Source organism: Streptomyces sp. NPDC002853, from assembly GCF_053591915.1.
This window is the reverse complement of sequence record NZ_JBSFUS010000007.1, coordinates 152,668-176,358: the sequence shown is the minus strand read 5'-3', so window position 1 is coordinate 176,358 and position 23,691 is coordinate 152,668. Positions and strand designations below refer to the sequence as shown.

Sequence of the window (23,691 nt, the reverse complement as noted above, 5' to 3'; positions counted from 1 at the left end):
AGGGTGACCTTACTTGAGCCGGTCACCCCTGGGCGACCAGGGCCGGGCCACGTCCACCCGCCCGGGGGCCAGCGGTACATTGCCGCCTATGTCGATACCGAATCCCCAGCCCAACCAACCCAATCAGCCCCCGCAGCCCTCCCAGCCCAATCCGTACCAGCAGACCCCGAATCCCTATCAGCAGCCCCCGGGTGCGGTGCCGCCCCAGGGCTCGCCCCAGCCCTACGGCCAGCCACCCGGCCCGTACGGCCAGCAGCCGGGCCCCTACGGCCAGCCGCCCGCACCGCCGGCACCCCCGGCAGGCCCACGCAAGCCCACGCCGGGCTGGGTGTGGGGCATCGGCGGCGTCGTGGTCGCGTCGGCCCTGTGGGCGGGTGCCCTCTTCGCCACCGGCAACCTCGGCTCCACGGGCGACAGCGGCGACGACGCGAAGGCCGACCTCGCCGGATACGAGTACGCGAAGAACCTCTGCGACGTCTCCCCGCTCGACGCCTTCAAGGAGAAGTTCGAGATCGACTCGGACTCCACCTCGACCACCCACTACGGCACGCGGCAGAAGGGGTTCGACCAGAGCTACTGCAGCCGCAAGCTCAAGGACCCGAAGGCGGACGCCGACTCGTACTCGAGCATCTACGTCTACTCGACCGCCCGTTGGCACAAGGCCACCGACCCGAAGGGCGAGTTCGCCTCCGAGCAGAAGGCCTACGAGGACCAGTCGCAGAAGACTTACACCTACACGACCAAGGCCGTCAGCGGCATCGGCGACGAGGCGTACCTGGTGACCGACAAGAGCGGCACGAGCGGCTCGAGCGGTGACGACCTCAACGGCATGACGCTCGCCGTGCGGGAGGGCTGGTTCACCATCGAGACACGCTGGAGCTACTACGGCGGCGCGGACGACAAGTCCGAGCCGCCGACCGCTTCGGAGGTCGAGGAGATGCTCAAGTCCGACACGCGCGCGGCGATGGACGGGCTCAAGAAGTGAGGTGCGGGCTCAGGAGTTCCTGAGCTCAGCACAGGGGCGGGGCGGGGCGGACGAGGCCCGACTGGTAGGCGATGACGACCAGTTGGGCGCGGTCCCGGGCATCGAGCTTGGTCATGGCGCGCTGGACGTGGGTGCGTACGGTCAGCGGGCTGACGAAGAGCGCGTCGGCGATCTCGGCGTTGGACTTTCCCTCGGCGACCAGAGCCATCACTTCCCGCTCGCGGGCGGTGAGCGCGGCGAGGCTCTCGGGCGGCACCAGGTGGCCGCCGGGGTCGGGGGTGGCGAGGAAGCGGGTGATGAGGGCGCGCGTGGCCGACGGGGAGAGCAGCGAATCGCCCGCGACCACGGTGCGGATCGCGCCGAGGAGTTCGTCGACGCCCACGTCCTTGCCGAGGAATCCGCTCGCTCCGGCGCGCAGGGCCTGGGCGACGTACTCGTCGGTCTCGAAGGTCGTGAGGATGAGGACGCGGGTGGCGGCGAGGTCCGGGTCGGCGCAGATGTGGGCGGTCGCCGCAAGGCCGTCCGTGCCCGGCATGCGGATGTCCATGAGGGCGAGGTCGGGGCGGTGGATATGGGTGAGTTCGAGGGCTTCCTTGCCGTCGGTGGCCTCGGCGACCACCTCCATGTCGTCGCAGGAGTCGATCAGGATGCGGAAGGTCGCCCGGAGGAGGGCCTGGTCGTCGGCAAGCAGGACGCGGAGGGTCATGTGGTGCGGTTCTCTTCCGTGTTCTCGGGGTGCGGCGGCAGGTGGGCGGTGACTTCGAACCCGCCTTCGGGGCGATGGCCGGCATGCAGGTGACCGCCGACGGAGTGGGCGCGTTCCCGCATGCCTATGAGGCCGAAGCCGTGTCCGCCGACGGGCGTGGCGGGGGCCGTGTGGTGTCCGTCGTCGGTGACCTTGAGGGTCAGGCCGTCGGGGGCGTGGGTCAGGTGGACGTACGCCGTCTCCGTGCGGGCGTGTTTGCTGACGTTGGTGAGCGCTTCCTGCACGATTCGGAATGCTGTCAGATCGACCGCCGCCGAGAGCGGCTGCGGCTCGCCCTCCGTGGTGACGGTGACCGTGAGTCCGGTGGAGGCGAACGACGCGGTGAGGTCGGCGAGCCGGGCGAGCCCGGGGGACGGCTCAAGGGGGGTGTCGGTGTCGCTCGCCTGGCGCAGCAGCCCCACAGTGGCCTTGAGCTCCCGCAGCGCCGTCGCGGTGGTGCCCGTGAGGTCGGTGAGGATCTGCTTGGCCTGGTCGGGGTGGGTGGCCGCGAGGTGCGCGGCCGTGCCGGCCTGGGCGTTGGCCAGGGTCAGGTGGTGGGCGACGACGTCGTGCAACTCCCGGGCGATGCGCATGCGTTCGGCGTGCGCGGCGCGGGTCTGCAGGGACTCCAGGTAGGCACGGCGCAGTTGGACTCCGCTGCCGAACATCGCTGACAGGAGGATCCAGGCGATGGGGTTGAGCGTCTTGAGGAGCAGCGAGTGATTGACGGTGTCCGCGAACAGGGCCGTGCCACCCACCAGGACGGCGACGGCCAGCGTGTACTCACGGGTGACCTTGCGGCCGCTGCCGACGGCCAGCCAGTAGAGCGCCACCATGACCGGGCCGAGGAGCAGGGGCGTGAGCAGGAAGCCCATCGCGCTCAGGCTTATGGCGCAGAGCGTGGTCACGGCGACGACGGTGCGGGGACGGCCGCGCTGCCACAGCAGGGCCGTACAGCCGACGGCGGAGGCCGCCACCCCGGCCCACCACGCGGGCCGGTCGGAGGGATTGGTGGTGCTGAGCATGCTGCCGGAGAAGGAGACGCCGAACAGCAGCAGCGCCACGGCCGCGTCGGCGACGCGGGGGTGGGCCTCCGCGTGGCGCTGCCAGCTGGTGAGCATCGAGTTCTCCGATCAGGGTTCTTGAGCCATCGTCGGCCACGCGGCGCCCCGACGGGCGCAGGGCCGCCCCGTGTCCCGCAGGGGACGGCCGTCCCGCACGGGACGGCCCCGCGTCCGTTGGTCCGTCACACGGTCCGCCACGCCATGGGTCAGGTCCGCACCGCCTCGCGATCGGCCGTCCGGGCGGGGGCCGCTATGACGGTGGACCTGCGGCTGAGCGCCTCGCCCTCCACGTCGACGCGGGGCAGCAGCCGGTCCAGCGGGCGCGGCAACCACCACGCCGCCCTGCCGAGCAGGGCGAGGACGGCGGGGACGAGCGCCATACGGACGACGAATGCGTCGAACAGGACCGCCACGGCAAGTCCGAACCCGATCGTCTTGATCATGGATTCACCGGCGCCGATGAACCCGGAGAACACCGCCATCATGATCAGCGCGGCCGCCACCACGACACGTGCGCTGTACCGGAAGCCGCTGACGACGGCCTGACCCGGCCGGTCCCCGTGCACGTAGGCCTCGCGCATCCGTGCGACGAGGAACACCTCGTAGTCCATGGCGAGCCCGAAGACGATGCCCACCAGGAATATCGGCATCAGGCTCATGACCGGGCCGGTCTGCTCGACGCCGAGGAGCCCGGCGCCCCAGCCCCACTGGAAGACCGCGACGACCGAGCCGAGGGCGGCGCCGACCGACAGGAGGAAGCCGAGGGCCGCCTTGAGCGGTACGAGGACGGAGCGGAAGACCACCATCAGGAGCAGCACGGCCAGGCCCACCACGACCGCGAGGTACGGGATCAAGGCGTCCTGCACCTTCTGGGCCATGTCGATGTTCGTCGCGGTGGAGCCGGTGACCTCGAAGGTGGCCCCCTGGGTGGTGGCCTCGATCGCGGGTCGGTCGCCGCGGATGCCGTGGACGAGGTCCTTGGTCTTCTGGTCGGTGGGAGCGGCGGCCGGCACGGCGGTGAACATCGCGGTGTCACCGGCGGGGTTGAACCGCGCGGGTGACACGGACACGACCCCCTCCGTGGCGCCGACACGCTGCTCTACCGTCGTCACCGCCGCCTTCGGGTCGGCTGCTCCCTTGGCGTCGACGACTATGGTCAGCGGTCCGTTGAACCCGGGTCCGAAGCCGTCGGCGAGCGCGTCGTAGGCGCGGCGTTCCGTGGTCGAGGTGGGCTTGGCCTCGGCCCCCGGCATACCGAGCCGGAGATCGAGCACCGGCAGGGCCAGCGCGCCGAGCCCCGCGACGGAGGCGAGCAGCACGGGGACGGGGCGGCGCAGGACGAACCTGGCCCAGCGGCTGCCGCCATTGCTCTCACCGCCATTGCTCTCACCGCCGACGCTCGCGCCGTCGTGGCGTCTTGCGCCGCCCTTGCCGCTGCCGCTGCCGCGCCTGCGGGTCGCGCGGGAGAGCACTGCGTTCGGCCAGAGGCCGAGCAGGGCGGGCACGAGGGTGAGCGCGATGACGACGGAGACGACGACCGCCCCTGCGGCGGCCAGCCCCATCTTGGTCAGCATCGGGATGCCGACCACCGAGAGCCCGGCCAGCGCGATGACCACGGTGAGCCCGGCGAAGACGACCGCGGAACCGGCCGTACCCGCGGCCAGGCCCGCCGCCTCCTGGGGCGCGTGGCCCTTGGCGCGCTCTTCGCGGTAGCGGGAGACGACGAACAGGGCGTAGTCGATGCCGCAGGCGAGGCCGAGCATGGTGGCGAGGGTGCCGGTCGTCGCGGAGAGGCCGAGCGCGCTGCCCAGGGCCAGGATCGAGGCCATGCTGACGCCGACGCCGATGATCGCGGTGAGCAGCGGAAGCCCGGCCGCGGCCAGCGACCCGAAGGTGATCAGCAGGACGGCGGCGGCGATGACGACGCCGATCCCTTCGGCCGCCCCACCCGCCTCGGGCTGGGTGGCGAGCGCGTTTCCGCCCGCCTCGACGTTCAGGCCCGCTCCCCTGGCCTCCTCCATGGCGTGCTCGATGGCCGTCTTGCTCCGGTCGGTGAGGTCGCCGGCCTCCACCTTGTACGTGACCGTCGCGTACGCCGTCGAGTCGTCCTCACTCACCGCCCGCGCCTTGAACGGGTCGGCCGCTTGAGCGACTTGGGGCCCGTCGGCCGCCTTGTCCACGAATTCCTCGACGGCCTGGCGGTTCTCGCCGGCGGTGACCTTCTGCCCGTCGGGGGCGACGAAGACGATGCGCGCGCTCGCCCCGTCGGCCGCGGCCCCGGGGAAGCGCTGCTCCATCAGGTCGAACGCCTTCTGGGACTCGATGCCCGGCATGGAGTTGCCCTCGTCCGGGGCGGCGGGCGCCGTGACCGCGCCGAAGCCGACGGCACCGAGGACCGCCGCCCACAGCAGGGCGACGTACCAGCGCCGCCGGAAGGCCAGACGGCCAAGGCGATAGAGAAGAGTAGCCACGGGCAGAGGTCTCCAGATCTGATCTCGGGTACCTCCACAGGTTCTCCGGGCGCGGGGGGTCCGGTCGTCGTACACCTGCAGGCAATCCGGCGTACTGATCTGGCAGTACTCAGTCCCGTCTCGTCATACGTGGGGGTTACTTCCCCGCGGGTCGAAGGGGTTCACGGGCGCGGCCAGGGGTGACCCTCCAGGCGCTCGATGTCGCTGTTGAAGCGCTGGAGGAAGCCCGCGAACGCGTCCACGTCCTCCGCCGACCAGTTGTCCATGACCTTTTCGAGGCCCTGGGTGTACTCGGCGCGGTCGGCGTCGAGCTGCCGCGCACCCTCCGCGGAGATGCGGAACTTGCGGGCCATGCCGCCGTCGGGGTCCGGGATGCGCTCGACGAGACCGCCGCGCAACATCGCGGCGGTCTGCCGGTTCAGGGTGGAGGCGTCGAGGCCGAAGGCGTCGGTGAGCTGGCCGATGGACATCGGTCCGTCCATCTGGATGCGGCTGAGCAGGATGTACGCGCTGCGGTCGAGGCGCCCACCGGATGAGCGGGTGCGGGGGTTGAACAGGTGCGAATGCCGTCCGAGCAGCATCGTCTCGAATTCGACCCGCCGCACGGGCTTCTCCGTGCGGTCGGCGGGCTTGTTGGTGCGACGACCGGGCTTTTCCATGAGGCCATTCTACTCGGCATGTGCATCATGCACTTCATATGTATAGTGCACAACGTCGCGGCACATCGTGCTGCCGTCAGGCCATCCGCCTGAAGACCGTCGAGGTCACCCGATCGTCCGGAAGCCGCCTGGAAGTCGTCCAGGGGCCACCCGGGAAGCCGAAGGAGAAGCCAGTGGTCAGCTCGAAGCCCGATGTCCGCCCCGATGTACGCCCGGGGCGCATCGTCGGGGTACTCGCCCTCGCGGGGATCGTGGCCGCGGTCATGCAGACGCTGGTGGTGCCCCTGATCGGCGACCTCCCCAGCATGCTCGACACCACCCCCTCGAACGCCTCGTGGGTGGTCACGGCCACGCTGCTCTCGGCGGCGGTGGCGACGCCGGTGGCCGGGCGGCTCGGCGACATGTACGGCAAGCGGCGCATGCTGCTCGTCTCGGTGATACCGCTCGTGGTCGGCTCGGTCGTGTGCGCCCTCGCCTCATCCGTGGTGCCGATGATCGTCGGCCGTGGCCTCCAGGGCCTCGGCATGGGCGTGGTGCCGCTGGGCGTCAGCCTCCTGCGTGACGTGCTGCCGCCCGAGAAGCTCGGCTCCTCCATCGCCCTGATGAGCGCGTCCATGGGCGTGGGCGGCGCGCTCGGACTGCCCTTCTCCGCGGCCGTGGCCGAGAACGCCAGCTGGCGCGTGCTGTTCTGGGTCGCCGCCGGTCTGAGCCTCCTGGTCGCCGTCCTGGCCTGGCTGTTCGTGCCCGCGGGCCGGGAGGGCTCCGGCTCGGCCCGCTTCGATGTGCTGGGTGCGATCGGACTCGGCAGCGGCCTCGTCTGCCTGCTGCTCGCCGTCTCCAAGGGCTCCGACTGGGGCTGGACGAGCGGCACCACGCTCGGCCTGTTCGCCGCCGCGGTCGTCATCCTGCTGGCCTGGGGCCGGTGGGAGCTGTGCAGTGACCAGCCGCTGGTCGACCTGCGCGTCACCGCGCGGCCGCAGATCCTGATGACCAACGCGGCCTCGGTGCTCGTCGGTTTCGCGATGTACGCCCAGTCGCTGGTCGTTCCCCAGCTCCTCCAACTGCCGGAGGCCACCGGCTACGGCCTGGGCCAGTCGATGATGGCCATGGGCCTGTGGATGGCCCCGGCGGGCCTGATGATGATGGCCCTCGCGCCGCTCGGCGCCAAGCTGTCGGACGCCCGCGGCCCCAAGGTCACCCTGGCCGTCGGCAGCCTGATCATCTCCCTCGGCTACGCCTCCTCCATGCTGCTGCTCGGCTCCACCTGGGGTCTGCTGGCCGTGACGATCGTCTGCAACGCGGGCGTGGGTCTGGCGTACGGGGCGATGCCGGCGCTCATCATGGGCGCGGTCCCGCAGGAGGAGACCGCGTCGGCCAACAGCTTCAACACCCTGATGCGCTCGATCGGCAGCTCCGCGGCGGCGGCCGTGATCGGCGTGGTCCTCGCCCAGATGACGACGGACTTCGGCGGCCACTTCCTCCCGTCGGAGAACGGCTTCAGGACCGCCATGCTGATGGGCTGCGGGGTGGCCCTCGCGGCGGCGGCGGTGGCGTCGATGATTCCGGTGCGCCGGGCGGACGCGGGCTCCGACGCCTCCGAGGAGAAGACAGACCCGCGGGCCGCTTCGGGCGCCACGGCCTGACCTCCCTTTTCATGCCCGCCCTCCCTCTCCCGGGGAGGGCGGGCACGGAGCTTCCCCAGAAAGGCGGGCATGACAAAACCCCACGGTCTCGAAGAGACCGTGGGGTTCTGGCTGGTGTCCGAGGGGGGACTTGAACCCCCACGCCCGATAAAGGGCACTAGCACCTCAAGCTAGCGCGTCTGCCATTCCGCCACCCGGACTAGGTGTCTGCCGTTCGCGGGGTGTTCCCCGCGGCGACATGGACAACAATACCAAGCTTTCGGAGTGCCTTTCACCTGCGTATCCGTACGTCGGCGGGCGGATGCCCGGTCACCCGATCCGCCGCGTCTACAGTCTCACCATGAGTGACGCCTCGGTTACGGAAGTGCTCGGTGGTGTGAAGGTGCGGCGGCCCCGGCTGCTGTCCCCGTTGCGCGAGCACCTGCGGGACACCATGTGGTTCGCGCCGACCGCCGGGCTCGTGGGAGCCATGGTGCTGTGGGCCGTCGCGGCCGAGGTCGACGGACGGATCGTGGCGTTGCTGCAGGAGGACGGTGACTACGACACCGTCCGGGACCTGATGGGCGTCGCCGATGACGCCAAGGCGGTGATCAACACCATCGGCTCGGCCATGATGACCTTCATCGGTGTCGTCTTCAGCATCTCGCTGGTGGCCGTGCAGATGGCCAGCGGGCAGTTCAGCCCGCGGGTGGTGCGGCTGTACGTCAGGTCGCGGATCACCAAGGTCACGCTCACCGTCTTTCTGGCGACGTTCCTGTTCTCGCTGATGACCATGACGTCCTTCGACAGCGAGAGCGATCCGCGGCTCCTGACGAGCGTGCCGCTGGTCGAGTCGGTCCTGGCGATGGCGATGGTGCTCCTGAGCCTGCTGCTTTTCGTCGCGTACGTGAACGGCACCCTCCGCATGATGCGGATCAGCTTCGTCATCGACCGGATCGCCCGGGAGTCGTTCCGGGTGGCCGTGAAGCACCCGACCGAAGGCGCGGTGGACGACGAACGTCTCGGCCCCGCCACCGCCCGGATCACTCACGACGGGCGGGCCGGGGTACTGCGGGACGTGAACATCGCCCGCGTCGTGCGTGCGGCCGGACGCCACGGCGTGGTGCTGCGACTGCTGCCGCGCATCGGGGACTTCGTGGTGCCGGGGACGCCGGTGTTCACCGTGCACGGCGGCGCGGCGCCGCCCCCGCGCGCGCTGCGGTACACGGTGTCCGTCAGCGTGGAGCGCACCTTCCACCAGGATCTCGGGTTCGGTCTTCGCCAGCTCGCCGACATCGCGCTGCGGGCCCTCTCCCCCGCGGTGAACGACCCGACCACCGCCGTGCAGGCCCTGGACCGCATCGTCCAGTTCCTGGCCTCGGTGGCCGGCCATCCGCTGGGCGCCCTGCACCACCGCGACCGACGCGGGGCCGTGCGCATGGTGCAGCCCGTACCGGACTGGACCGCACTGGTGGACCTCGGGTTCGCCGAGATCCGGGGGTGCGCGGTCGGCAACCCGCAGGTCACCCGGCGCATGGTGGCCGGTCTCGACGACCTGCTCCGGCTCGCGCCAAAGGAGCGCAGGGAGCCGCTCCTGCGCCACCGCGAACTGCTCGCGCAGGCGGTGGCACGCACGGTCCCGGAGGCCGCCGACCGCGCGTTCGCCCTGCTGCCGGACCGGCAGGGCATCGGCTAGGCAACCGATCCCCTGCCGGTTCGGGGCTCACGCCATCAGGTGGTAGCTCGGGAAGTTCCCCGGCGGCCGCTCCGTCGCCGGGCCGTGTGTGACCGCGCGCACCAGCAGCTCACCGCCGACGAACGCGCCGCGCCAGGACGCGCCGAAACCGCCGAACAGCTCGTCCCGGTCGCCGCGCGAGCGGGGCTTGCCGCGGCCCGTCTTGAACGCACGGATCTGCGGCGCGAGGCGTTCGTACGTCGCGGTGTCATCGGTCGACAGCGTGGCGACCAGCGCTCCGTTCGACGCGTTCATGGCGGCGAGCAGTTCCGCCTCCGTGTCGACCAGGACGATGGTGTCGACCGGGCCGAACGGCTCCGCGTGGTGCAGCGGGGACGACGGGGGCGGGTTGAGGAGCGTGACGGGGTGGACGTACGCGTCGGTGTCCTGGCCCGGCAGGAAGGCGTTCGCCGCCGACTTGCCGCGGTACAGCGGCACCGCACCACGGTCGATGGCCTCCGCCACCTGGTCGCCCAGCTCCTTGGCCTTGGCCGCGTTGATCAGCGGACCGAAGTCCAGTTGTGGGTACGGGTCGTCGGCGTGCTCGACCGCCAGGGGGTGGCCGACGCGGACGGTGCGCACGGCCGGCAGGTAGGCGGCGAGGAACTCGTCGAAGAGGGCTCGCTGGACGACGAAGCGCGGATACGCCGTGCAGCGTTGCTTGCCGTAGTCGAAGAGTTTGGGGATGACGGCGCTGAGCGCGTCCCAGTCGCTGTAGCTCCAGATGCCCCAGGTGTTCAGTCCTTCCTGTTCGAGGATGTGCCGCTTGCCGAGGTCGGCGACGGCGGTGGCGACGGCGGCGCCCGTGTCACGTCCGCCGACGAAGGAGACGCAGCCGATCTCGGGTGCGCGGACCAGCGCTTCGGACAGTTCGCCGCCGCTGCCGCTCACGAGGGTGACGGGAATCCCCTCACGGGCGGCCAGGGCGCACGCGAGGGTCAGACAGGCGACGCCGCCATCGGTCGGGGTCTTGGCGATGACTGCGTTTCCTGCGAGTGCCTGTACCAACACTGCGTGAACGAGCACGCTCATCGGGTAGTTCCAGCTCGCGATGTTGGATACGGGACCGTCCAGCGGGGTCCGGCCATCGACCATCGGCTCGATGCCGTCGACGTACCAGCGCACGCCGTCGATGGCCCGGTCGACGTCGGCCTGGGCGAGCCGCCAGGGCTTGCCGATCTCCCAGACGAGGAGAAGTGCGAGCAGTTCGCGGTGTTCGGTGAGGGCGTCGAGGGTGGCGGCGACGCGGGCGCGCCGTTCGTCCAACGGGACGTGCCGCCAGGCCCGGTGCTGGTCGAGTGAGGCGCGTACGGCCTGCTGGGCGGTGGTGGCGTCGAGGCGCGGCGGACCTGCGATGGGGCTGCCGTCGACGGGCGAAGTGGCGGGCAGGACCCGGCCGTCCGCCTGCCAGGTGCCGTTCCAGAGGTTGAGGACGCGGTCGTCTCGGAAAGCCTCGGGCGCGACGGCGACGCAGCGTCGCCAGGCGTCGGCCCAGGCGTTTCCTGCTTTGAGGACGCGGGGGTTGGTGAGGGTGGGTGCCATTCGTTTGTCTCCGCTCACGGTGCACAAGTCGGGGCGGGAGGTGCATGGCTCGTGCGGCGCCGCTCAGCTCGCGGCCCCACACGTGTGTGCTGGGGGACGGTAGTGCAGTCAGCGCCGGTCACCTATGAGTGACATCACGCCCCGAGTTGGTCGAGAACGAGGCGGGCCGTTTCCGTCGGTGTGGCGCCCACCCGTACTCCTGCGGCTTCCAGCGCCTCCTGCTTCGCGCGCGCGGTGCCGGACGAGCCCGAGACGATGGCTCCCGCGTGGCCCATGGTCTTGCCCTCGGGTGCGGTGAAGCCCGCGATGTAGGCGATGACGGGCTTGGTGACGGCCTGTTGGATGTATGCGGCCGCGCGTTCCTCCGCGTCGCCGCCGATCTCACCGATGAGGACGATCAGTTCGGTGTCGGGATCGTCCTCGAAGGCGGTCAGGCAGTCGATGTGCGTGGTGCCGACGACCGGGTCGCCGCCGATGCCGACACAAGTGGAGAACCCGATGTCGCGCAACTCGTACATGAGTTGGTAGGTGAGCGTGCCGGACTTCGACACCAGGCCGATGCGGCCGGACTTGGTGATGTCGGCGGGGATGATGCCCGCGTTGGCCTGGCCGGGGGTGATGAGCCCCGGGCAGTTGGGGCCGATGACACGTGTGCCGCGCTTCTTGGCGTACGCGTGGAAGGCGACGGAGTCGTGTACGGGGATGCCCTCCGTGATGACCACGGCGAGGCCGATCCCGGCGTCGGCGGCCTCGGTGACCGCCGTCTTGGAGAAGGCGGGCGGCACGAAGACCACGGTGACGTCGGCGCCCGTGGCCTCGATGCCTTCGCGGACGGAGCCGAAGACGGGGACGGCCCGGTCGTCGAAGTCGATGGTGCGGCCGGCCTTGCGGGGGTTGACGCCGCCGACGACGTCCGTCCCGGCCGCGAGCATGCGCCGGGTGTGCTTCATGCCCTCGGCGCCGGTCATGCCCTGGACGAGGACCTTGCTCTCCTTGGTGAGGTAGATCGCCATGTCCGGCTCCTTAGGCTGCGGTTGTGTGACCGGCGAGTTCGGCGGCTCGGCGCGCGGCGCCGTCCATCGTGGTGGCCTGCTGGACCAAGGGGTGGGAGCGCGCGTCGAGTATGGCGCGGCCGCGTACGGCGTTGTTGCCGTCGAGGCGGACCACCAGCGGCTTGGTCAACTGGACTGACTCCAGGGCCTGGACGATGCCGTCGGCTACGGCGTCGCACGCGGTGATACCGCCGAAGACATTGACGAAGACGGACTTGACCGCGAGGTCGGAGAGGATGACGGAGAGTCCGTCGGCCATGATCTGGGCGGAGGCGCCGCCTCCGATGTCGAGGAAGTTGGCGGGACGCGCGCCGCAGCCCGCGACCACGTCGAGGGTGGACATGACGAGGCCCGCGCCGTTGCCGATGATGCCGACCTCGCCGTCGAGTTTGACGTAGTTGAGGCCCTTGGAGGCGGCGACCGATTCCAGCGGGTCGTCGTGTTCGGAGTCGTCGGCGCCCCAGCGGGCCTGGCGGAAGCGTGCGTTGTCGTCCAGGGTGACCTTGCCGTCGAGGGCGAGGATCTCTCCCTGGGCGGTTCGGACGAGGGGGTTCACCTCTACAAGGAGGGCGTCTTCGCGGATCAGTACCTGCCAGAGCTTGACCAAGACGTCGGCGGTGGCGTCGGGCAGGCCGGCCGCGGCAGCGATCTCTGCGGCCTTCGCGGCGTCCACGCCCTCCGCCGGGTCGATCTCCACGCGCGCGACGGCTTCCGGCCGGCTCGCCGCCACCTCCTCGATCTCCATGCCGCCCTCGGCGGACGCGATCGCAAGGAAGCGCCCCGCCGCGCGGTCCAGCACATACGAGACGTAGAACTCGCTGTCGATCTCGACGGGTTGGGCCACCATCACCTTGTGCACGGTGTGGCCCTTGATGTCCATGCCGAGGATCTGGCGTGCGGTGATCTCGGCGGCGGCCGCGTCCGCGACCACCTTCACGCCGCCCGCCTTGCCGCGTCCGCCGGTCTTCACCTGGGCCTTGACGACGACGCGGCCGCCCAGGCGTTCCGCGCCCGCGCGGGCCTCCTTCGCCGTGTCGGCGACCTCCGCTTGCGGCACCAAGATGCCGTGTTCCTCGAAGAGTTCCCTTGCCTGGTGCTCGAACAGGTCCATTCCGGCTCCTGACGCCTTGTCGTTCCGGGGAGCGAACCCCCCGCCTCCGAAAAGTGCCGCACGCCCCCTGGACACCACTGACCGGATGCGGGATAACAAGCTTCATACAGTATTCGTCGACTGTATGCAATCTACCGCGAGAGCACCTACGAGCAGCGTGTGAGCGCTCCAACTCCCCTACGAAGGGACAGGACTTCGCCATGCCCGACGGCAGCAGCGACACGAACCAAACCCACATCTCCGGTGGGCATCTGGTCGCCAAGGCACTCAAAGCAGAGGGTGTGGAGGTCATCTACACCTTGTGCGGCGGCCACATCATCGACATCTACGACGGCTGCGTCGACGAGGGGATCGATGTCGTCGACGTACGCCACGAGCAGGTCGCCGCCCACGCGGCCGACGGCTACGCGCGCCTCACCGGGAAGCCCGGGTGCGCCGTCGTGACGGCAGGACCGGGAACGACGGACGCCGTCACGGGCGTCGCGAACGCCTTCCGCGCGGAGTCCCCCATGCTGCTGATCGGCGGCCAGGGAGCACACACCCAGCACAAGATGGGCTCACTCCAGGACCTTCCGCACGTCGACATGATGACGCCCATCACCAAGTTCGCCGCGACGGTCCCGGACACGGCGCGCGCCGCCGACATGGTCTCGATGGCCTTCCGCGAGTGCTTCCACGGCGCTCCCGGCCCGTCCTTCCTGGAGATACCGCGCGATGTGCTCGACGCCAAGGTGCCGGTGGACAAGGCCCGGGTGCCGCAGGCCGGGCAGTACCGCGCCTCCACCCGCTCCACAGGCGACCCCGAGGCCGTCGAGAAGCTCGCCGACCTGCTCGTGCACGCCGAGAAGCCCGCGATCCTGCTGGGCAGCCAGGTGTGGACGACACGGGGCACCGCGTCCGCCATCGAGCTCGTGCGGACCCTGAACGTGCCCGCCTATATGAACGGCGCGGGCCGCGGCACCCTGCCACCCGGCGACCCGCACCACTTCCAGCTCTCACGGCGGTACGCCTTCTCCAACGCCGACCTCATCGTCATCGTGGGGACGCCCTTCGACTTCCGCATGGGCTACGGGAAGCGGCTCTCCCCCGACGCCACAGTCGTACAGATCGACCTCGACTACCGCACCGTCGGCAAGAACAGGGACATCGACCTCGGCATCGTCGGTGACGCCGGGCTCATCCTGAAGTCGGTCACCGAAGCCGCCTCCGGGCGCCTCAACGGAGGCGCGTCCAAGCGCAAGGAGTGGCTCGACGAGCTGCGTGCCGCGGAGCAGACGGCGATCGAGAAGCGGCTTCCGAACCTGAGGTCCGACGCCTCGCCCATCCACCCCTACCGTCTCGTGAGCGAAATCAACGACTTCCTTACCGAAGACTCCATCTACATCGGCGACGGCGGCGACATCGTCACCTTCTCCGGGCAGGTCGTGCAGCCCAAGTCGCCCGGCCACTGGATGGACCCCGGACCGCTCGGCACGCTCGGCGTCGGCATCCCCTTCGTGCTCGCCGCCAAGCAGGCGCGGCCCGACAAGGAGGTGGTGGCCCTCTTCGGAGACGGCGCCTTCTCGCTGACCGGGTGGGACTTCGAGACGCTCGTGCGCTACAACCTGCCCTTCGTAGGGATCGTCGGCAACAACTCCTCGATGAACCAGATCCGTTACGGCCAGAAGGCCAAGTACGGCGAGGAGCGCGAGCGGATCGGCAACACCCTCGGAGACGTCCACTACGACAAGTTCGCCCAGATGCTCGGCGGTCACGGCGAAGAGGTCCGCGACCCCGCCGACATCGGCCCCGCGCTGCAGAGGGCCCGCGAGTCGGGCAAGCCCTCGCTGATCAACGTATGGGTCGATCCGGACGCGTACGCCCCCGGAACCATGAACCAGACCATGTACAAGTGAGGAGCCCGCGCGATGACGACCAAGGCTCTTGAGGGCGTACGCGTCCTCGACATGACACACGTCCAGTCCGGGCCCTCCGCCACCCAGCTGCTCGCCTGGCTCGGTGCGGACGTGGTGAAGCTGGAGGCGCCCTCCGGAGACATCACGCGCAAGCAGCTGCGTGACCTCCCGGACGTCGACTCCCTCTACTTCACGATGCTCAACTGCAACAAGCGGAGCATCACCCTCAACACCAAGACCGAGCGCGGCAAGGAGCTCCTCACCGAGCTGATCCGGCGCTCCGACGTGATGGTCGAGAACTTCGGACCCGGCGCCGTGGACCGCATGGGCTTCACCTGGGACCGCATCCAGGAGATCAACCCGCGGATCGTCTACGCCTCGATCAAGGGCTTCGGAGACGGCCCCTACACCAACTTCAAGGCCTACGAAGTGGTCGCCCAGGCCATGGGCGGCTCCATGTCGACCACGGGCTTCGAGGACGGTCCGCCGCTCGCCACCGGCGCCCAGATCGGCGACTCCGGGACCGGCATCCACGCCGTCGCCGGCATTCTCGCCGCCCTCTTCCAGCGGGAGAACACCGGTCGCGGGCAGCGTGTGAACGTGGCCATGCAGCACGCCGTGCTCAACCTGTGCCGGGTCAAGCTGCGCGACCAGCAGCGCCTGGCACACGGACCGCTCGCCGAGTACCCGAACGAGGACTTCGGGGACGAGGTGCCGCGCTCGGGCAACGCGAGCGGCGGCGGACAGCCCGGCTGGGCGGTCAAGTGCGCGCCCGGCGGCCCGAACGACTACGTGTACGTCATCGTGCAGCCCGTCGGCTGGCGGCCGCTCACCGAGCTCATCGGACGCCCCGAGCTCGCGGAGGATCCCGAGTGGGCCTCTCCGGAGTCGCGGCTTCCCAAGCTCGGCAAGATGTTCCAGCTGATCGAGGAGTGGTCCTCCACGCTGCCCAAGTGGGAGGTCCTGGAGCGGCTGAACGCCCACAACATCCCGTGCGGCCCGATCCTCTCCACCAAGGAGATCATCGAGGACGCCTCCCTTGCCGCCAACGAGATGGTCGTCGAGGTCGCGCACCCGCAGCGCGGCTCCTTCACCACGGTCGGCTCCCCGTTGAAGCTGTCGGACTCCCCCGTGAACGTGGTCAGTTCGCCGCTCCTGGGCGAGCACAACGCGGAGGTCTTCGTCGGTGAGCTCGGCCTCGGCGACGAGGAACTGCGCCTGCTCAAGTCGAACGGAGTGATCTGATTGATGGCCGAAGACCGCGCACTGACCGTGCGGGCGCTCCTGGACACCGTGCGGGCCGAGGGACGGACCTCCCTGACGGCACCGGAGGGCAAGATCCTCGCGGACGCGTACGGGATCGCCGTGCCGGGCGAGGAGCTTGCGACCGACGTGGACGAGGCGGTGGCGCACGCGGCCCGCTTCGAGGGGCCCGTCGTCATGAAGATCGTCTCCCCCGACATCCTGCACAAGACCGACGCGGGCGGTGTCATCGTCGGGGTGGAGGGCGCCACCGACGTACGGGCGGCCTTCTGCGAAATCGTGAAGAACGCGCGCGCGTACGCGCCAGAAGCACGTATCGAGGGCGTGCAGGTGCAGGAACTGCTCCCCTCCGGCCAGGAAGTGATCGTCGGGGCGGTGACCGACCCGACGTTCGGGAAGGTCGTGGCCTTCGGGCTCGGCGGCGTACTCGTCGAGGTCCTCAAGGACGTCACGTTCCGGCTCGCGCCGGTCGACGCGGACGAGGCCGCCTCGATGCTCGACTCCATCCGGGCCGCGGAGGCCCTGCGCGGCGTGCGGGGAGCACCCGCGGTGGACCGGTGGGCCGTCGCCGAGCAGATACGGCGGGTGTCCCAACTGGTCACCGACTTCCCGGAGATCGCCGAGGTGGACCTCAACCCGGTGATCGCCACTCCGGAGGGCGCGATCGCAGCGGACATCCGCGTCATCCTCTCCGAAGGGACCACGAAACAGCGCCGCACGTACACGCGCGAGGAGATGCTCACGTCGATGCGGCGGCTGATGGAGCCCCGCTCCGTCGCCGTGATCGGCGCCTCCAACGAACAGGGCAAGATCGGCAACTCGGTGATGCGCAACCTCATCGACGGCGGCTTCTCCGGCGAGATCCATCCGGTGAACCCCAAGGCCGATGACATCTTGGGCCGCAAGGCGTACAAGAGTGTCACGGACGTTCCCGGTGAGGTGGATGTGGCGGTCTTCGCGATCCCCGCAAAGTTCGTGGCGTCGGCCTTGGAGGAGGTGGGTCGCAAGGGCATCCCCAACGCGGTCCTGATCCCCTCCGGGTTCGCCGAGACCGGTGAACAGGCCCTCCAGGACGAGATCGTGGAGATCGGCGAGCGGCTCGGGGTGCGGCTGCTCGGCCCGAACATCTACGGCTACTACTCGACGTGGCAGGACCTGTGCGCCACGTTCTGCACGCCGTACGACGTCAAGGGCGGGGTCGCCCTGACGAGTCAGTCCGGCGGCATCGGGATGGCCATCCTCGGTTTCGCGCGCACCACGAAGACGGGCGTTTCGGCGATCGTCGGGCTCGGCAACAAGTCCGACCTGGACGAGGACGATCTCCTCACGTGGTTCGGCGAGGACCCCCACACCCAGTGCATCGCCATGCACCTGGAGGACCTCAAGGACGGCCGCGCCTTCGTGGAGGCCGCGCGGGCCACCGTTCCGAAGAAGCCTGTCGTGGTCCTGAAGGCCGGGCGTACGGCCGCCGGGGCGAAGGCCGCCGGATCGCACACGGGCGCTCTGGCGGGCGATGACGCCGTGTACGACGACATCCTCAGGCAGGCGGGCGTCATCAGGGCGCCGGGCCTCAACGAGATGCTGGAGTACGCGCGCGCGTTGCCCGTGCTCCCCACCCCGCAGGGCGACAACATCGTGATCATCACGGGCGCCGGAGGTTCCGGGGTACTGCTCTCCGACGCGGTGACCGACAACGGGCTGCGGCTGATGGAGATCCCCGACGACCTGGACGCGTCCTTCCGGGCCTTCATCCCGCCCTTCGGGGCGGCGGGAAACCCCGTCGACATCACCGGGGGCGAGCCTCCGTCGACGTACGAGGCGACGATCAGGCTCGGCCTCGAGGACCCGCGCATTCACGCGCTCGTCCTGGGTTACTGGCACACCATCGTGACCCCTCCCATGGTGTTCGCCGAACTGACGGCCCGCGTGATCGCCGAGTTCCGTGAGCGCGGCATCGAGAAGCCCGTCGTGGCATCCCTGGCGGGCGACGTCGAGGTGGAGGAGGCCTGCCAGTACCTCTTCGAGCGGGGCGTCGTGGCGTATCCGTACACCACGGAGAAGCCGGTCGCCGCGCTCGGCGCGAAGTACCGGTGGGCCCGAGCGGCCGGCCTGTTGGGGGGCGGTCGATGAGGTGACCGGTGTTGGGTCCTGCCGGCGGTGCGCGTCGGCAGGACCCGGGACCCGTGCGCACACGAAAGGTATTGGACAGGGGGCGCTGGCCAGGATCTTTTCGACGCAAGGGGTGCTGAACCAACATGACGACAACTGACATACCCACTGCCGTCCCCTACAGGGAGGTGACGGACGCCAACGGCCGGATGTACCGGGTCGGCGAGACCGACATCGACATCATGGGCCGTAAGCGCAAGTGGATGGTCATCCTGCCGTGGATCGGCATGATGGGCATCAGCTCGGCCGAGTACGCATTCGCCTCTGCCGAGGACACCCTGCACACCGCGCATTCCTGGGGCGACACCCACATCTTCTGGATGCTGGGCGTGTGGGTCTTCTTCCAGGCCGCGGTGGCCTTCCCCGCGGGCAAGTTGCGCGAGAGCGGAAAACTCCCGGCGCGCTGGGCGATGATGTGCGGCGCTGTCGGCACACTCCTGGGCTATCTGTCACTGGCGTTCGCGCCACATGTCATCGTCGCCTACATCGGCTTCGGCATGTTCAGCGGTATGGGCGCCGGCATGGTGTACGCGACCTGCGTGAACATGGTCGGCAAGTGGTATCCCGAACGGAAGGGAGGAAAGACCGGATTCGTCAACGGCGGATTCGCCTACGGCTCGGTGCCGTTCGTGTTCATCTTCACCGGCTACATGGACCTGACGAACTTCCGCTGGGTGCTCGTGTCCGTCGGCCTCTTCCTCGCGGCGATGGTCGCCGTGGCGGGCTATTTCTTCCAGGACCCGCCGAAGAACTGGTGGCCGGCCGACGTGGACCCGCTGCGGCCGCCGACGGATCCGCGGGCCAGGCGCGCGCTGGCGATGAACCCGCCGGCCGTGCGGCAGTACACGCCCAAGGAGGCGTGGCAGACCGGACGTGTCGCGCTGATGTGGTTCTGCCTGTTGTGCACATCAGGCGTGAACATCTTCGGCATCGCATTCCAGGTGGACATCGGAAAGGAAGCCGGATTCGCCGGTGGCATCGTCGCCACGGCCATGTCCTTGAAGGCCATCGTCAACGGCACGGGCCGAGGCGTCATCGGCTGGCTCTCGGACCTCTACGGACGCAAACGCTGCCTGATCTTCGTCTGTATCGTCCTGGGCCTTTCCCAGTACGGCATCCTGTGGTCCGCGAACATCGAGAACCTCCCGCTGTTCCTTGTCTTCTCCAGCATCTCCGGATTCGGGGGCGGCGCCATCTTCCCGATGTTCGCGGCGATGACCGCGGACTACTTCGGCGAGAACAACAACGCCTCCAATTACGGCCTGGTCTACAGTTCCAAGCTGGTATCCGGGCTTCTCGGGTCCGGTATGGGTGCCGTCGTGGTGAGCAACTGGGGCCACAGCGGGGCCTTCACACTGGCCGGCTCCATCTCCCTTTTCGCGGGATTCATCGCACTCTTCCTTTCCCAGCCGGGAAGGCCCAAGGACAAAGGCATCAAACCCAATCCGCAACCCCTCGGCGAGGAGATGGCCTGACAACGCGCTCAGCGATCCGACTGACGTCGAACAGCTCTCGCCGCGCATCCTTTGCGCGGCGAGAGCTGTTTGTGCGGGTGCTCAGCGCTTCTTGCGGAGTGCCGCCAAGTTGTCGTAGCCGATCTTCGAGAGCTTCAGGGACTGGCCGGCATCGGTGGCGCTGGGTGCGTTGTCCTGCTCGACCATGGGGTTGTGGTAATTCTTCTCGCCCACGCGGCTGAAGAAGGTGCGGTAGTCGATGACGCCCTCACCGAAGGCCACCATGTCATAGCCCTGGCCGCTGGTGTCGTTGCGCGTGCCGTCCTTGGCGTGGAACAGCGGGTAGCGCTTGTTGTTGCGGCTGACCAGCGCGGCCGGATCGAAGACCTTCTTCCGCTGCGAGCCGTCGTGCGCGGTGTACGTGTGGAACTTGTACTGCGCGACGTGCGCCCAGTAGACATCCATCTCCAGCCAGACCGACCTCGGGTCGGTGGCCTTGAGGAAGTACTCCAACTTGCGGATGCCGGAACTGCGGGTGGGGCGGCCCTGCGCGTCGAGCGGACCACCGTCGAGCAGGAAGCCGTACGCCGCGTCGTGGTTGTGCGTGTAGAGCTTGATGCCGGCCTTGCGCGCGATGGAGCCCATGGCGTTCCACTTGTCGGCGGCGACGTCCCAATCGGCCTTGTACGAGCTGTTGGTGGGGTCGCCGCCGGTGCCCATGTGGTCCATGCCGAGGATGTTGGCGATCTCCAGGTGCTTCTTGAACGTGTCCAGGTCGGGCTGCGAGAGCGGCCATGACCCCGGTATGAAGCCGTGGTTGCCCTGGGCGCGCAGGCCGTAGTCGTCGAGCCACGAGCGCAGCAGTTTGGCGCCGGCGACGGATTCCAGGCTGGCTCCGCCGGGCGCGTTGGCGTGCTGGCCGTAGCCCGCGAACTCGACCTGCTTGTACCCGTAGCGGGCCAGCTCCTTGAACACCTCGCGGAAGCCGGAGGGAAGGGTGCTGGCAAGCGGGTCGCGGCCGGTCGCGTCACGCACCGTGTAAAGGATGATCCCGCGCTTCTTCGCGGGCACCAGTTCGCGGCCGTGACCGTGGCCATGGCTGCCCTCGGTCTGCGACTGGGCGAAGGACGGTGCCGCGCCGAACACGGGCGCGGCGATCGCGCCCGCGCCCACGGCGGTGCACGTGCTGAGGAAACGGCGGCGATTGACGCCGAGACGCTGTCTGAGGGCCTCGTCGGCAGCGGGAGTGTCGTGGAAGTCGGTCACGGGTGCCTCTCCTGGACTCTAGGACTCTCGGGGTTTTCCCGGATCTTTCGACGTGCGGGCGGGTGCCACTGGCGCGTTGTCAGTGGCGCGTGCTTCACTCTCTGTAACTGCTCTTCAGCCCAGGCCGGCCAGGTCGAGGAGCAGGGATTTCACGGCGGTGGCCGCGATCCGGTCGGGAAACGCATGGGGGGTGGAGCTGATGATGAGCGGACCGTCGTCGTCGCTCAGGGGAAGGCGGCCGTGGCTGCCTCGAATAGGTGACGCGTCCAGGGGCACGACCGCCATGCGGTAGCGCATGCCGAGCTTCTTGCGGGCCAGCGCGGACGCGGCCTTGACGCGGACGTAGGGGTCCTCGGGGTCCATGAAGAGCTCGACGGGGTCGTAGCCGGGTTTGCGATGGATCTCGACGAGCTGCGCGAAGTCGGGCGCGCGGTCGTCGTCGAGCCAGTAGTAGTACGTGAACCAGGCGTCCGGCTCCGCGACGGCGACGAGTTCGCCGGAGCGCGGGTGGTCCAGGTGGTGCGCCTTCTTGCCCTCGTCGTCGAGGAGTTGCTCGATTCCGGGCAGGTCGGCGAGTGCCTGACGCGTGACCTCCAGGTCCTCGGGCCTGCGCACGTAGATGTGGGCGATCTGGTGATCCGCGACGGCGAAAGCGCGCGACGTCATGGGGTCCAGGTACTCCATGCCGTCCTGCGTGTGCACTTCGAGCAGGCCGGCACGGCGCAGGGCGCGGTTGATGTCGACGGGGCGGTCCACGCGGGTGATGCCGTACTCGGACAGGGCGACGACGGTGCGGCCCTCGGCCTTCGCCTCGTCGAGGAGGGGGGCGATGGTCGCGTCGAGTTCGGCGGCGGCCCGGTGGGAGCGCGGGTCGTCGGGGCCGAAGCGCTGCAGGTCGTAGTCGAGGTGCGGGAGGTAGCAGAGGGCCAGGTCGGGGTGGCGGGTGCTGAGGATGTGACGCGTGGCGTTCACGATCCAGCGGCTGGAGACGATGTCGGCACCGGGGCCCCAGAAGTGGAACAGGGGGAACGTACCGAATTTGTCGGTGAGTTCGTCGTGCAGGGCCGGGGGCCGGGTGTAGCAGTCGGGCTCCTTGCGGCCATCGGCGTAGTAGACGGGGCGGGGGGTGATGGTGATGTCGGTGTCGGCGCCCATGGCGTACCACCAGCAGATATTGGCGACGGTGTAGCCGGGGTGCGCGCGACGGGCGGCGTCCCACAGCTTGTCGCCGGCGACGAGGCCGTTGTGCTGGCGCCACAGGAGTACGTCGCCGAGCTCGCGGAAGTACCAGCCGTTGCCGACGATGCCGTGTTCGGCGGGGGTGGTGCCGGTGAGGAAGGTCGACTGGGCGGCGCAGGTGACGGCGGGCAGCACCGTGCCGAGCGGGGCCCGGGAGCCGGACTGTCCGAGGGACTTGAGGTGCGGCATGTGGTCGAGGAGACGGGGGGTGAGGCCGACGACGTCCAGGACGAGGAGGGGTGTGGGGCTCATGGCAGTTCCTTCAGGCCGAGGTCCGTCAGGAGATCGCGGGCGAGGGTGAGCTCGGCGGCGATCCCGTCGGCGAGCTGGGGGCGGGAGCGGGGGCGCAGCTCGGGCGGCAGCGCCTGCCAGGTGTAGGTCTCGACCTCGAGGTGCCGGGTGCGGGGGTCGGGCCCGCCGACCAGGAGGGCGAGGGTGTCCTTGAGTACGGGGAGCGTGGAGGTGAGGGGAGGCGCGGGAGGCTCGTGCAGGGGGACGTGGAAGTGGGCGCGCCAGGGTGCCGTCTCGGGCAGCGAGTCACCGGCGAGGGATTGTCCGAGGTCGTCGGTGCCGCGCAGTCCGGCCGCGGTGCGGGTGCGGGTCTGGTGCAGGAAGCGGGGTTCGTCGAAGGCGGCGAGGGCCTCGCGGACTTCGGGGAGATGGGGGTGTTCGGCGTGCAGGGCGGCGGAGAGCTGGGACTTGACGACGGGGATGCCCGCGACGGCGAGGGCGTCGAGCGCGGTCTGCGGGTCCTCGAAGGAGGTGGCGAGATGGCAGGTGTCGACGCAGACACCGATGCGGTCGTGGCCGATCGCCGTGAGAGGGGCGATCGCGTCGCCCGTGGTCTCCACGGTGCAGCCCGGCTCCGGTTCGAGGCCGACGCGGATCGACTTGCCGGTCAGCTCGGCGAGCGCGTCAAGGCGTTGAGCGAGCGCAGTGAGGGCAGTGCGGGCGGCCTCGGCGTGCGTGACGTCGAACGGGGTGCGCCAGGCGAGAGGAAGGGTGGAGATGGTGCCCTCGGTGACGTCGTCCGGGAGGAGGGCGGCAAGGAGACGAGCCAGGTCGGTTGTGTGAGACAGCCGCTCGGGGTCGGTCCAGTCCGGTTTGTAGACGCGGTACTTGACCTCTTCCGCACCGAACCCTTCATACGGGAAGCCGTTGAGGGTGACGACCTCGAGGCCGCGCCGGTCGAGCTCGCAGCGCAGGCCGCGCAGCGCGGCCGGATCGGTGACGAGGGCGCGCGCGGCGTCCTTGGCGAGCCACAGGCCGATGCCCAGGCGGTCCCTGCCGAGCCGTTTGCGTACGGGTTCGCAGTGGTCGCGGAGCTGGGCGAGGACGCCGTCGAGGGTTTCGGCGGGGTGGACGTTGGTGCAGTACGCGAGGTGGACGACGGTGCCGTCGGGGTGCCGGAAGCGCATG

General features: G+C 69.5%; 17 protein-coding genes and 1 tRNA gene. 7 read left to right on the top strand and 11 right to left on the bottom strand.

The genetic code is table 11. The features are described from left to right. The first annotated feature begins 88 nt into the window (after positions 1-88). Entirely contained in the window at positions 89-985 is an 897-nt protein-coding gene (locus ACWD02_RS20390; RefSeq protein WP_451212463.1) for a hypothetical protein, read from the top strand. 25 nt (positions 986-1,010) lie between these two features. Here the strand turns inward: ACWD02_RS20390 and ACWD02_RS20385 are convergent, their stop codons facing one another. The 4 genes from ACWD02_RS20385 to ACWD02_RS20370 all read right to left on the bottom strand — a co-directional run bounded on the left by ACWD02_RS20385 (position 1,011) and on the right by ACWD02_RS20370 (position 5,924). Beyond that, positions 1,011-1,691 (bottom strand): response regulator transcription factor, encoded by a 681-nt coding sequence (locus tag ACWD02_RS20385; RefSeq protein ID WP_451212460.1) that lies wholly within the window; start codon positions 1,689-1,691, stop codon positions 1,011-1,013. Then, entirely contained in the window at positions 1,688-2,851 is a 1,164-nt protein-coding gene (locus tag ACWD02_RS20380) for a sensor histidine kinase (protein WP_451212456.1), read from the bottom strand. Before ACWD02_RS20380 ends, ACWD02_RS20385 begins: the two co-directional genes overlap by 4 nt. Before the next feature lie 149 nt (positions 2,852-3,000). Further along, positions 3,001-5,265, bottom strand: a complete 2,265-nt coding sequence (locus ACWD02_RS20375; protein WP_451212454.1) for an MMPL family transporter — start codon at positions 5,263-5,265, stop codon at positions 3,001-3,003. Positions 5,266-5,426: 161 nt separating this feature from the next. Beyond that, entirely contained in the window at positions 5,427-5,924 is a 498-nt protein-coding gene (locus ACWD02_RS20370; RefSeq protein ID WP_451212451.1) for a MarR family winged helix-turn-helix transcriptional regulator, read from the bottom strand. Between the two features lie 173 nt (positions 5,925-6,097). On the opposite strand from ACWD02_RS20370, the gene ACWD02_RS20365 reads away from it, so the two are divergent. Beyond that, positions 6,098-7,567, top strand: a complete 1,470-nt coding sequence (locus tag ACWD02_RS20365) for an MFS transporter (protein ID WP_451212448.1) — start codon at positions 6,098-6,100, stop codon at positions 7,565-7,567. 112 nt (positions 7,568-7,679) lie between these two features. Here ACWD02_RS20365 and ACWD02_RS20360 read toward each other — a convergent pair. Further along, a tRNA-Leu gene (locus tag ACWD02_RS20360) sits at positions 7,680-7,767 on the bottom strand. A 140-nt stretch (positions 7,768-7,907) separates the two neighbouring features. Here ACWD02_RS20360 and ACWD02_RS20355 point away from each other — a divergent pair. Further along, positions 7,908-9,242 carry a DUF2254 domain-containing protein gene (locus ACWD02_RS20355; RefSeq protein WP_451212445.1) on the top strand — a complete coding sequence of 445 codons (1,335 nt, stop codon included), beginning with the start codon at positions 7,908-7,910 and terminating at the stop codon, positions 9,240-9,242. Positions 9,243-9,269: 27 nt separating this feature from the next. Here ACWD02_RS20355 and ACWD02_RS20350 read toward each other — a convergent pair whose 3' ends face one another. The 3 genes from ACWD02_RS20350 to sucC all read right to left on the bottom strand — a co-directional run bounded on the left by ACWD02_RS20350 (position 9,270) and on the right by sucC (position 12,986). Then, a complete protein-coding gene (locus tag ACWD02_RS20350; protein WP_451212442.1) occupies positions 9,270-10,823 on the bottom strand; it encodes an aldehyde dehydrogenase family protein in 1,554 nt (517 codons plus the stop codon). Between the two features lie 134 nt (positions 10,824-10,957). Continuing rightward, a complete protein-coding gene (sucD, locus tag ACWD02_RS20345) occupies positions 10,958-11,836 on the bottom strand; it encodes a succinate--CoA ligase subunit alpha (protein ID WP_451212440.1) in 879 nt (292 codons plus the stop codon). A gap of 10 nt (positions 11,837-11,846) precedes the next feature. Beyond that, positions 11,847-12,986 (bottom strand): ADP-forming succinate--CoA ligase subunit beta, encoded by a 1,140-nt coding sequence (sucC, locus tag ACWD02_RS20340; RefSeq protein WP_451212437.1) that lies wholly within the window; start codon positions 12,984-12,986, stop codon positions 11,847-11,849. A gap of 200 nt (positions 12,987-13,186) precedes the next feature. Here sucC and ACWD02_RS20335 point away from each other — a divergent pair, with 200 nt between their 5' ends. The 4 genes from ACWD02_RS20335 (at position 13,187) to ACWD02_RS20320 (ending at position 19,788) form a co-directional block, all read left to right on the top strand. After that, a complete protein-coding gene (locus ACWD02_RS20335; RefSeq protein ID WP_451212434.1) occupies positions 13,187-14,881 on the top strand; it encodes a thiamine pyrophosphate-binding protein in 1,695 nt (564 codons plus the stop codon). Positions 14,882-14,893: 12 nt separating this feature from the next. Continuing rightward, positions 14,894-16,126 carry a formyl-CoA transferase gene (gene frc, locus ACWD02_RS20330; RefSeq protein WP_451212431.1) on the top strand — a complete coding sequence of 411 codons (1,233 nt, stop codon included), beginning with the start codon at positions 14,894-14,896 and terminating at the stop codon, positions 16,124-16,126. Positions 16,127-16,129: 3 nt separating this feature from the next. After that, positions 16,130-18,274, top strand: a complete 2,145-nt coding sequence (locus tag ACWD02_RS20325) for an acetate--CoA ligase family protein (RefSeq protein WP_451212429.1) — start codon at positions 16,130-16,132, stop codon at positions 18,272-18,274. Between the two features lie 125 nt (positions 18,275-18,399). Further along, on the top strand, positions 18,400-19,788 hold the full coding sequence (locus tag ACWD02_RS20320) for an OFA family MFS transporter (protein WP_451212426.1): 1,389 nt from the start codon (positions 18,400-18,402) through the stop codon (positions 19,786-19,788). Positions 19,789-19,869: 81 nt separating this feature from the next. Here ACWD02_RS20320 and ACWD02_RS20315 read toward each other — a convergent pair whose 3' ends face one another. From ACWD02_RS20315 to eboE, 3 genes are all read right to left on the bottom strand, one after another. Then, positions 19,870-21,033 carry a sugar phosphate isomerase/epimerase family protein gene (locus ACWD02_RS20315; RefSeq protein ID WP_451212423.1) on the bottom strand — a complete coding sequence of 388 codons (1,164 nt, stop codon included), beginning with the start codon at positions 21,031-21,033 and terminating at the stop codon, positions 19,870-19,872. 114 nt (positions 21,034-21,147) lie between these two features. Then, positions 21,148-22,524: a nucleotide pyrophosphatase/phosphodiesterase family protein gene (locus ACWD02_RS20310; RefSeq protein WP_365815979.1), complete on the bottom strand. Its 1,377-nt coding sequence runs from the start codon at positions 22,522-22,524 to the stop codon at positions 21,148-21,150. Continuing rightward, a complete protein-coding gene (gene eboE, locus ACWD02_RS20305; RefSeq protein ID WP_451212421.1) occupies positions 22,521-23,690 on the bottom strand; it encodes a metabolite traffic protein EboE in 1,170 nt (389 codons plus the stop codon). Before eboE ends, ACWD02_RS20310 begins: the two co-directional genes overlap by 4 nt. Between the last annotated feature and the right edge of the window lies 1 nt (position 23,691).

Excerpts from the sequence above, each read along its gene's own strand:
- ACWD02_RS20390 (WP_451212463.1), top strand. The coding sequence starts at position 89 with ATGTCGATACCGAATCCCCAGCCCAACCAACCCAATCAGCCCCCGCAG.
- ACWD02_RS20385 (WP_451212460.1), bottom strand. The coding sequence starts at position 1,691 with ATGACCCTCCGCGTCCTGCTTGCCGACGACCAGGCCCTCCTCCGGGCG.
- ACWD02_RS20380 (WP_451212456.1), bottom strand. The coding sequence starts at position 2,851 with ATGCTCACCAGCTGGCAGCGCCACGCGGAGGCCCACCCCCGCGTCGCC.
- ACWD02_RS20370 (WP_451212451.1), bottom strand. The coding sequence starts at position 5,924 with ATGGAAAAGCCCGGTCGTCGCACCAACAAGCCCGCCGACCGCACGGAG.
- ACWD02_RS20355 (WP_451212445.1), top strand. The coding sequence starts at position 7,908 with ATGAGTGACGCCTCGGTTACGGAAGTGCTCGGTGGTGTGAAGGTGCGG.
- ACWD02_RS20350 (WP_451212442.1), bottom strand. The coding sequence starts at position 10,823 with ATGGCACCCACCCTCACCAACCCCCGCGTCCTCAAAGCAGGAAACGCC.
- sucD (WP_451212440.1), bottom strand. The coding sequence starts at position 11,836 with ATGGCGATCTACCTCACCAAGGAGAGCAAGGTCCTCGTCCAGGGCATG.
- sucC (WP_451212437.1), bottom strand. The coding sequence starts at position 12,986 with ATGGACCTGTTCGAGCACCAGGCAAGGGAACTCTTCGAGGAACACGGC.
- ACWD02_RS20335 (WP_451212434.1), top strand. The coding sequence starts at position 13,187 with ATGCCCGACGGCAGCAGCGACACGAACCAAACCCACATCTCCGGTGGG.
- frc (WP_451212431.1), top strand. The coding sequence starts at position 14,894 with ATGACGACCAAGGCTCTTGAGGGCGTACGCGTCCTCGACATGACACAC.
- ACWD02_RS20325 (WP_451212429.1), top strand. The coding sequence starts at position 16,130 with ATGGCCGAAGACCGCGCACTGACCGTGCGGGCGCTCCTGGACACCGTG.
- ACWD02_RS20320 (WP_451212426.1), top strand. The coding sequence starts at position 18,400 with ATGACGACAACTGACATACCCACTGCCGTCCCCTACAGGGAGGTGACG.
- ACWD02_RS20310 (WP_365815979.1), bottom strand. The coding sequence starts at position 22,524 with ATGAGCCCCACACCCCTCCTCGTCCTGGACGTCGTCGGCCTCACCCCC.
- eboE (WP_451212421.1), bottom strand. The coding sequence starts at position 23,690 with ATGCGCTTCCGGCACCCCGACGGCACCGTCGTCCACCTCGCGTACTGC.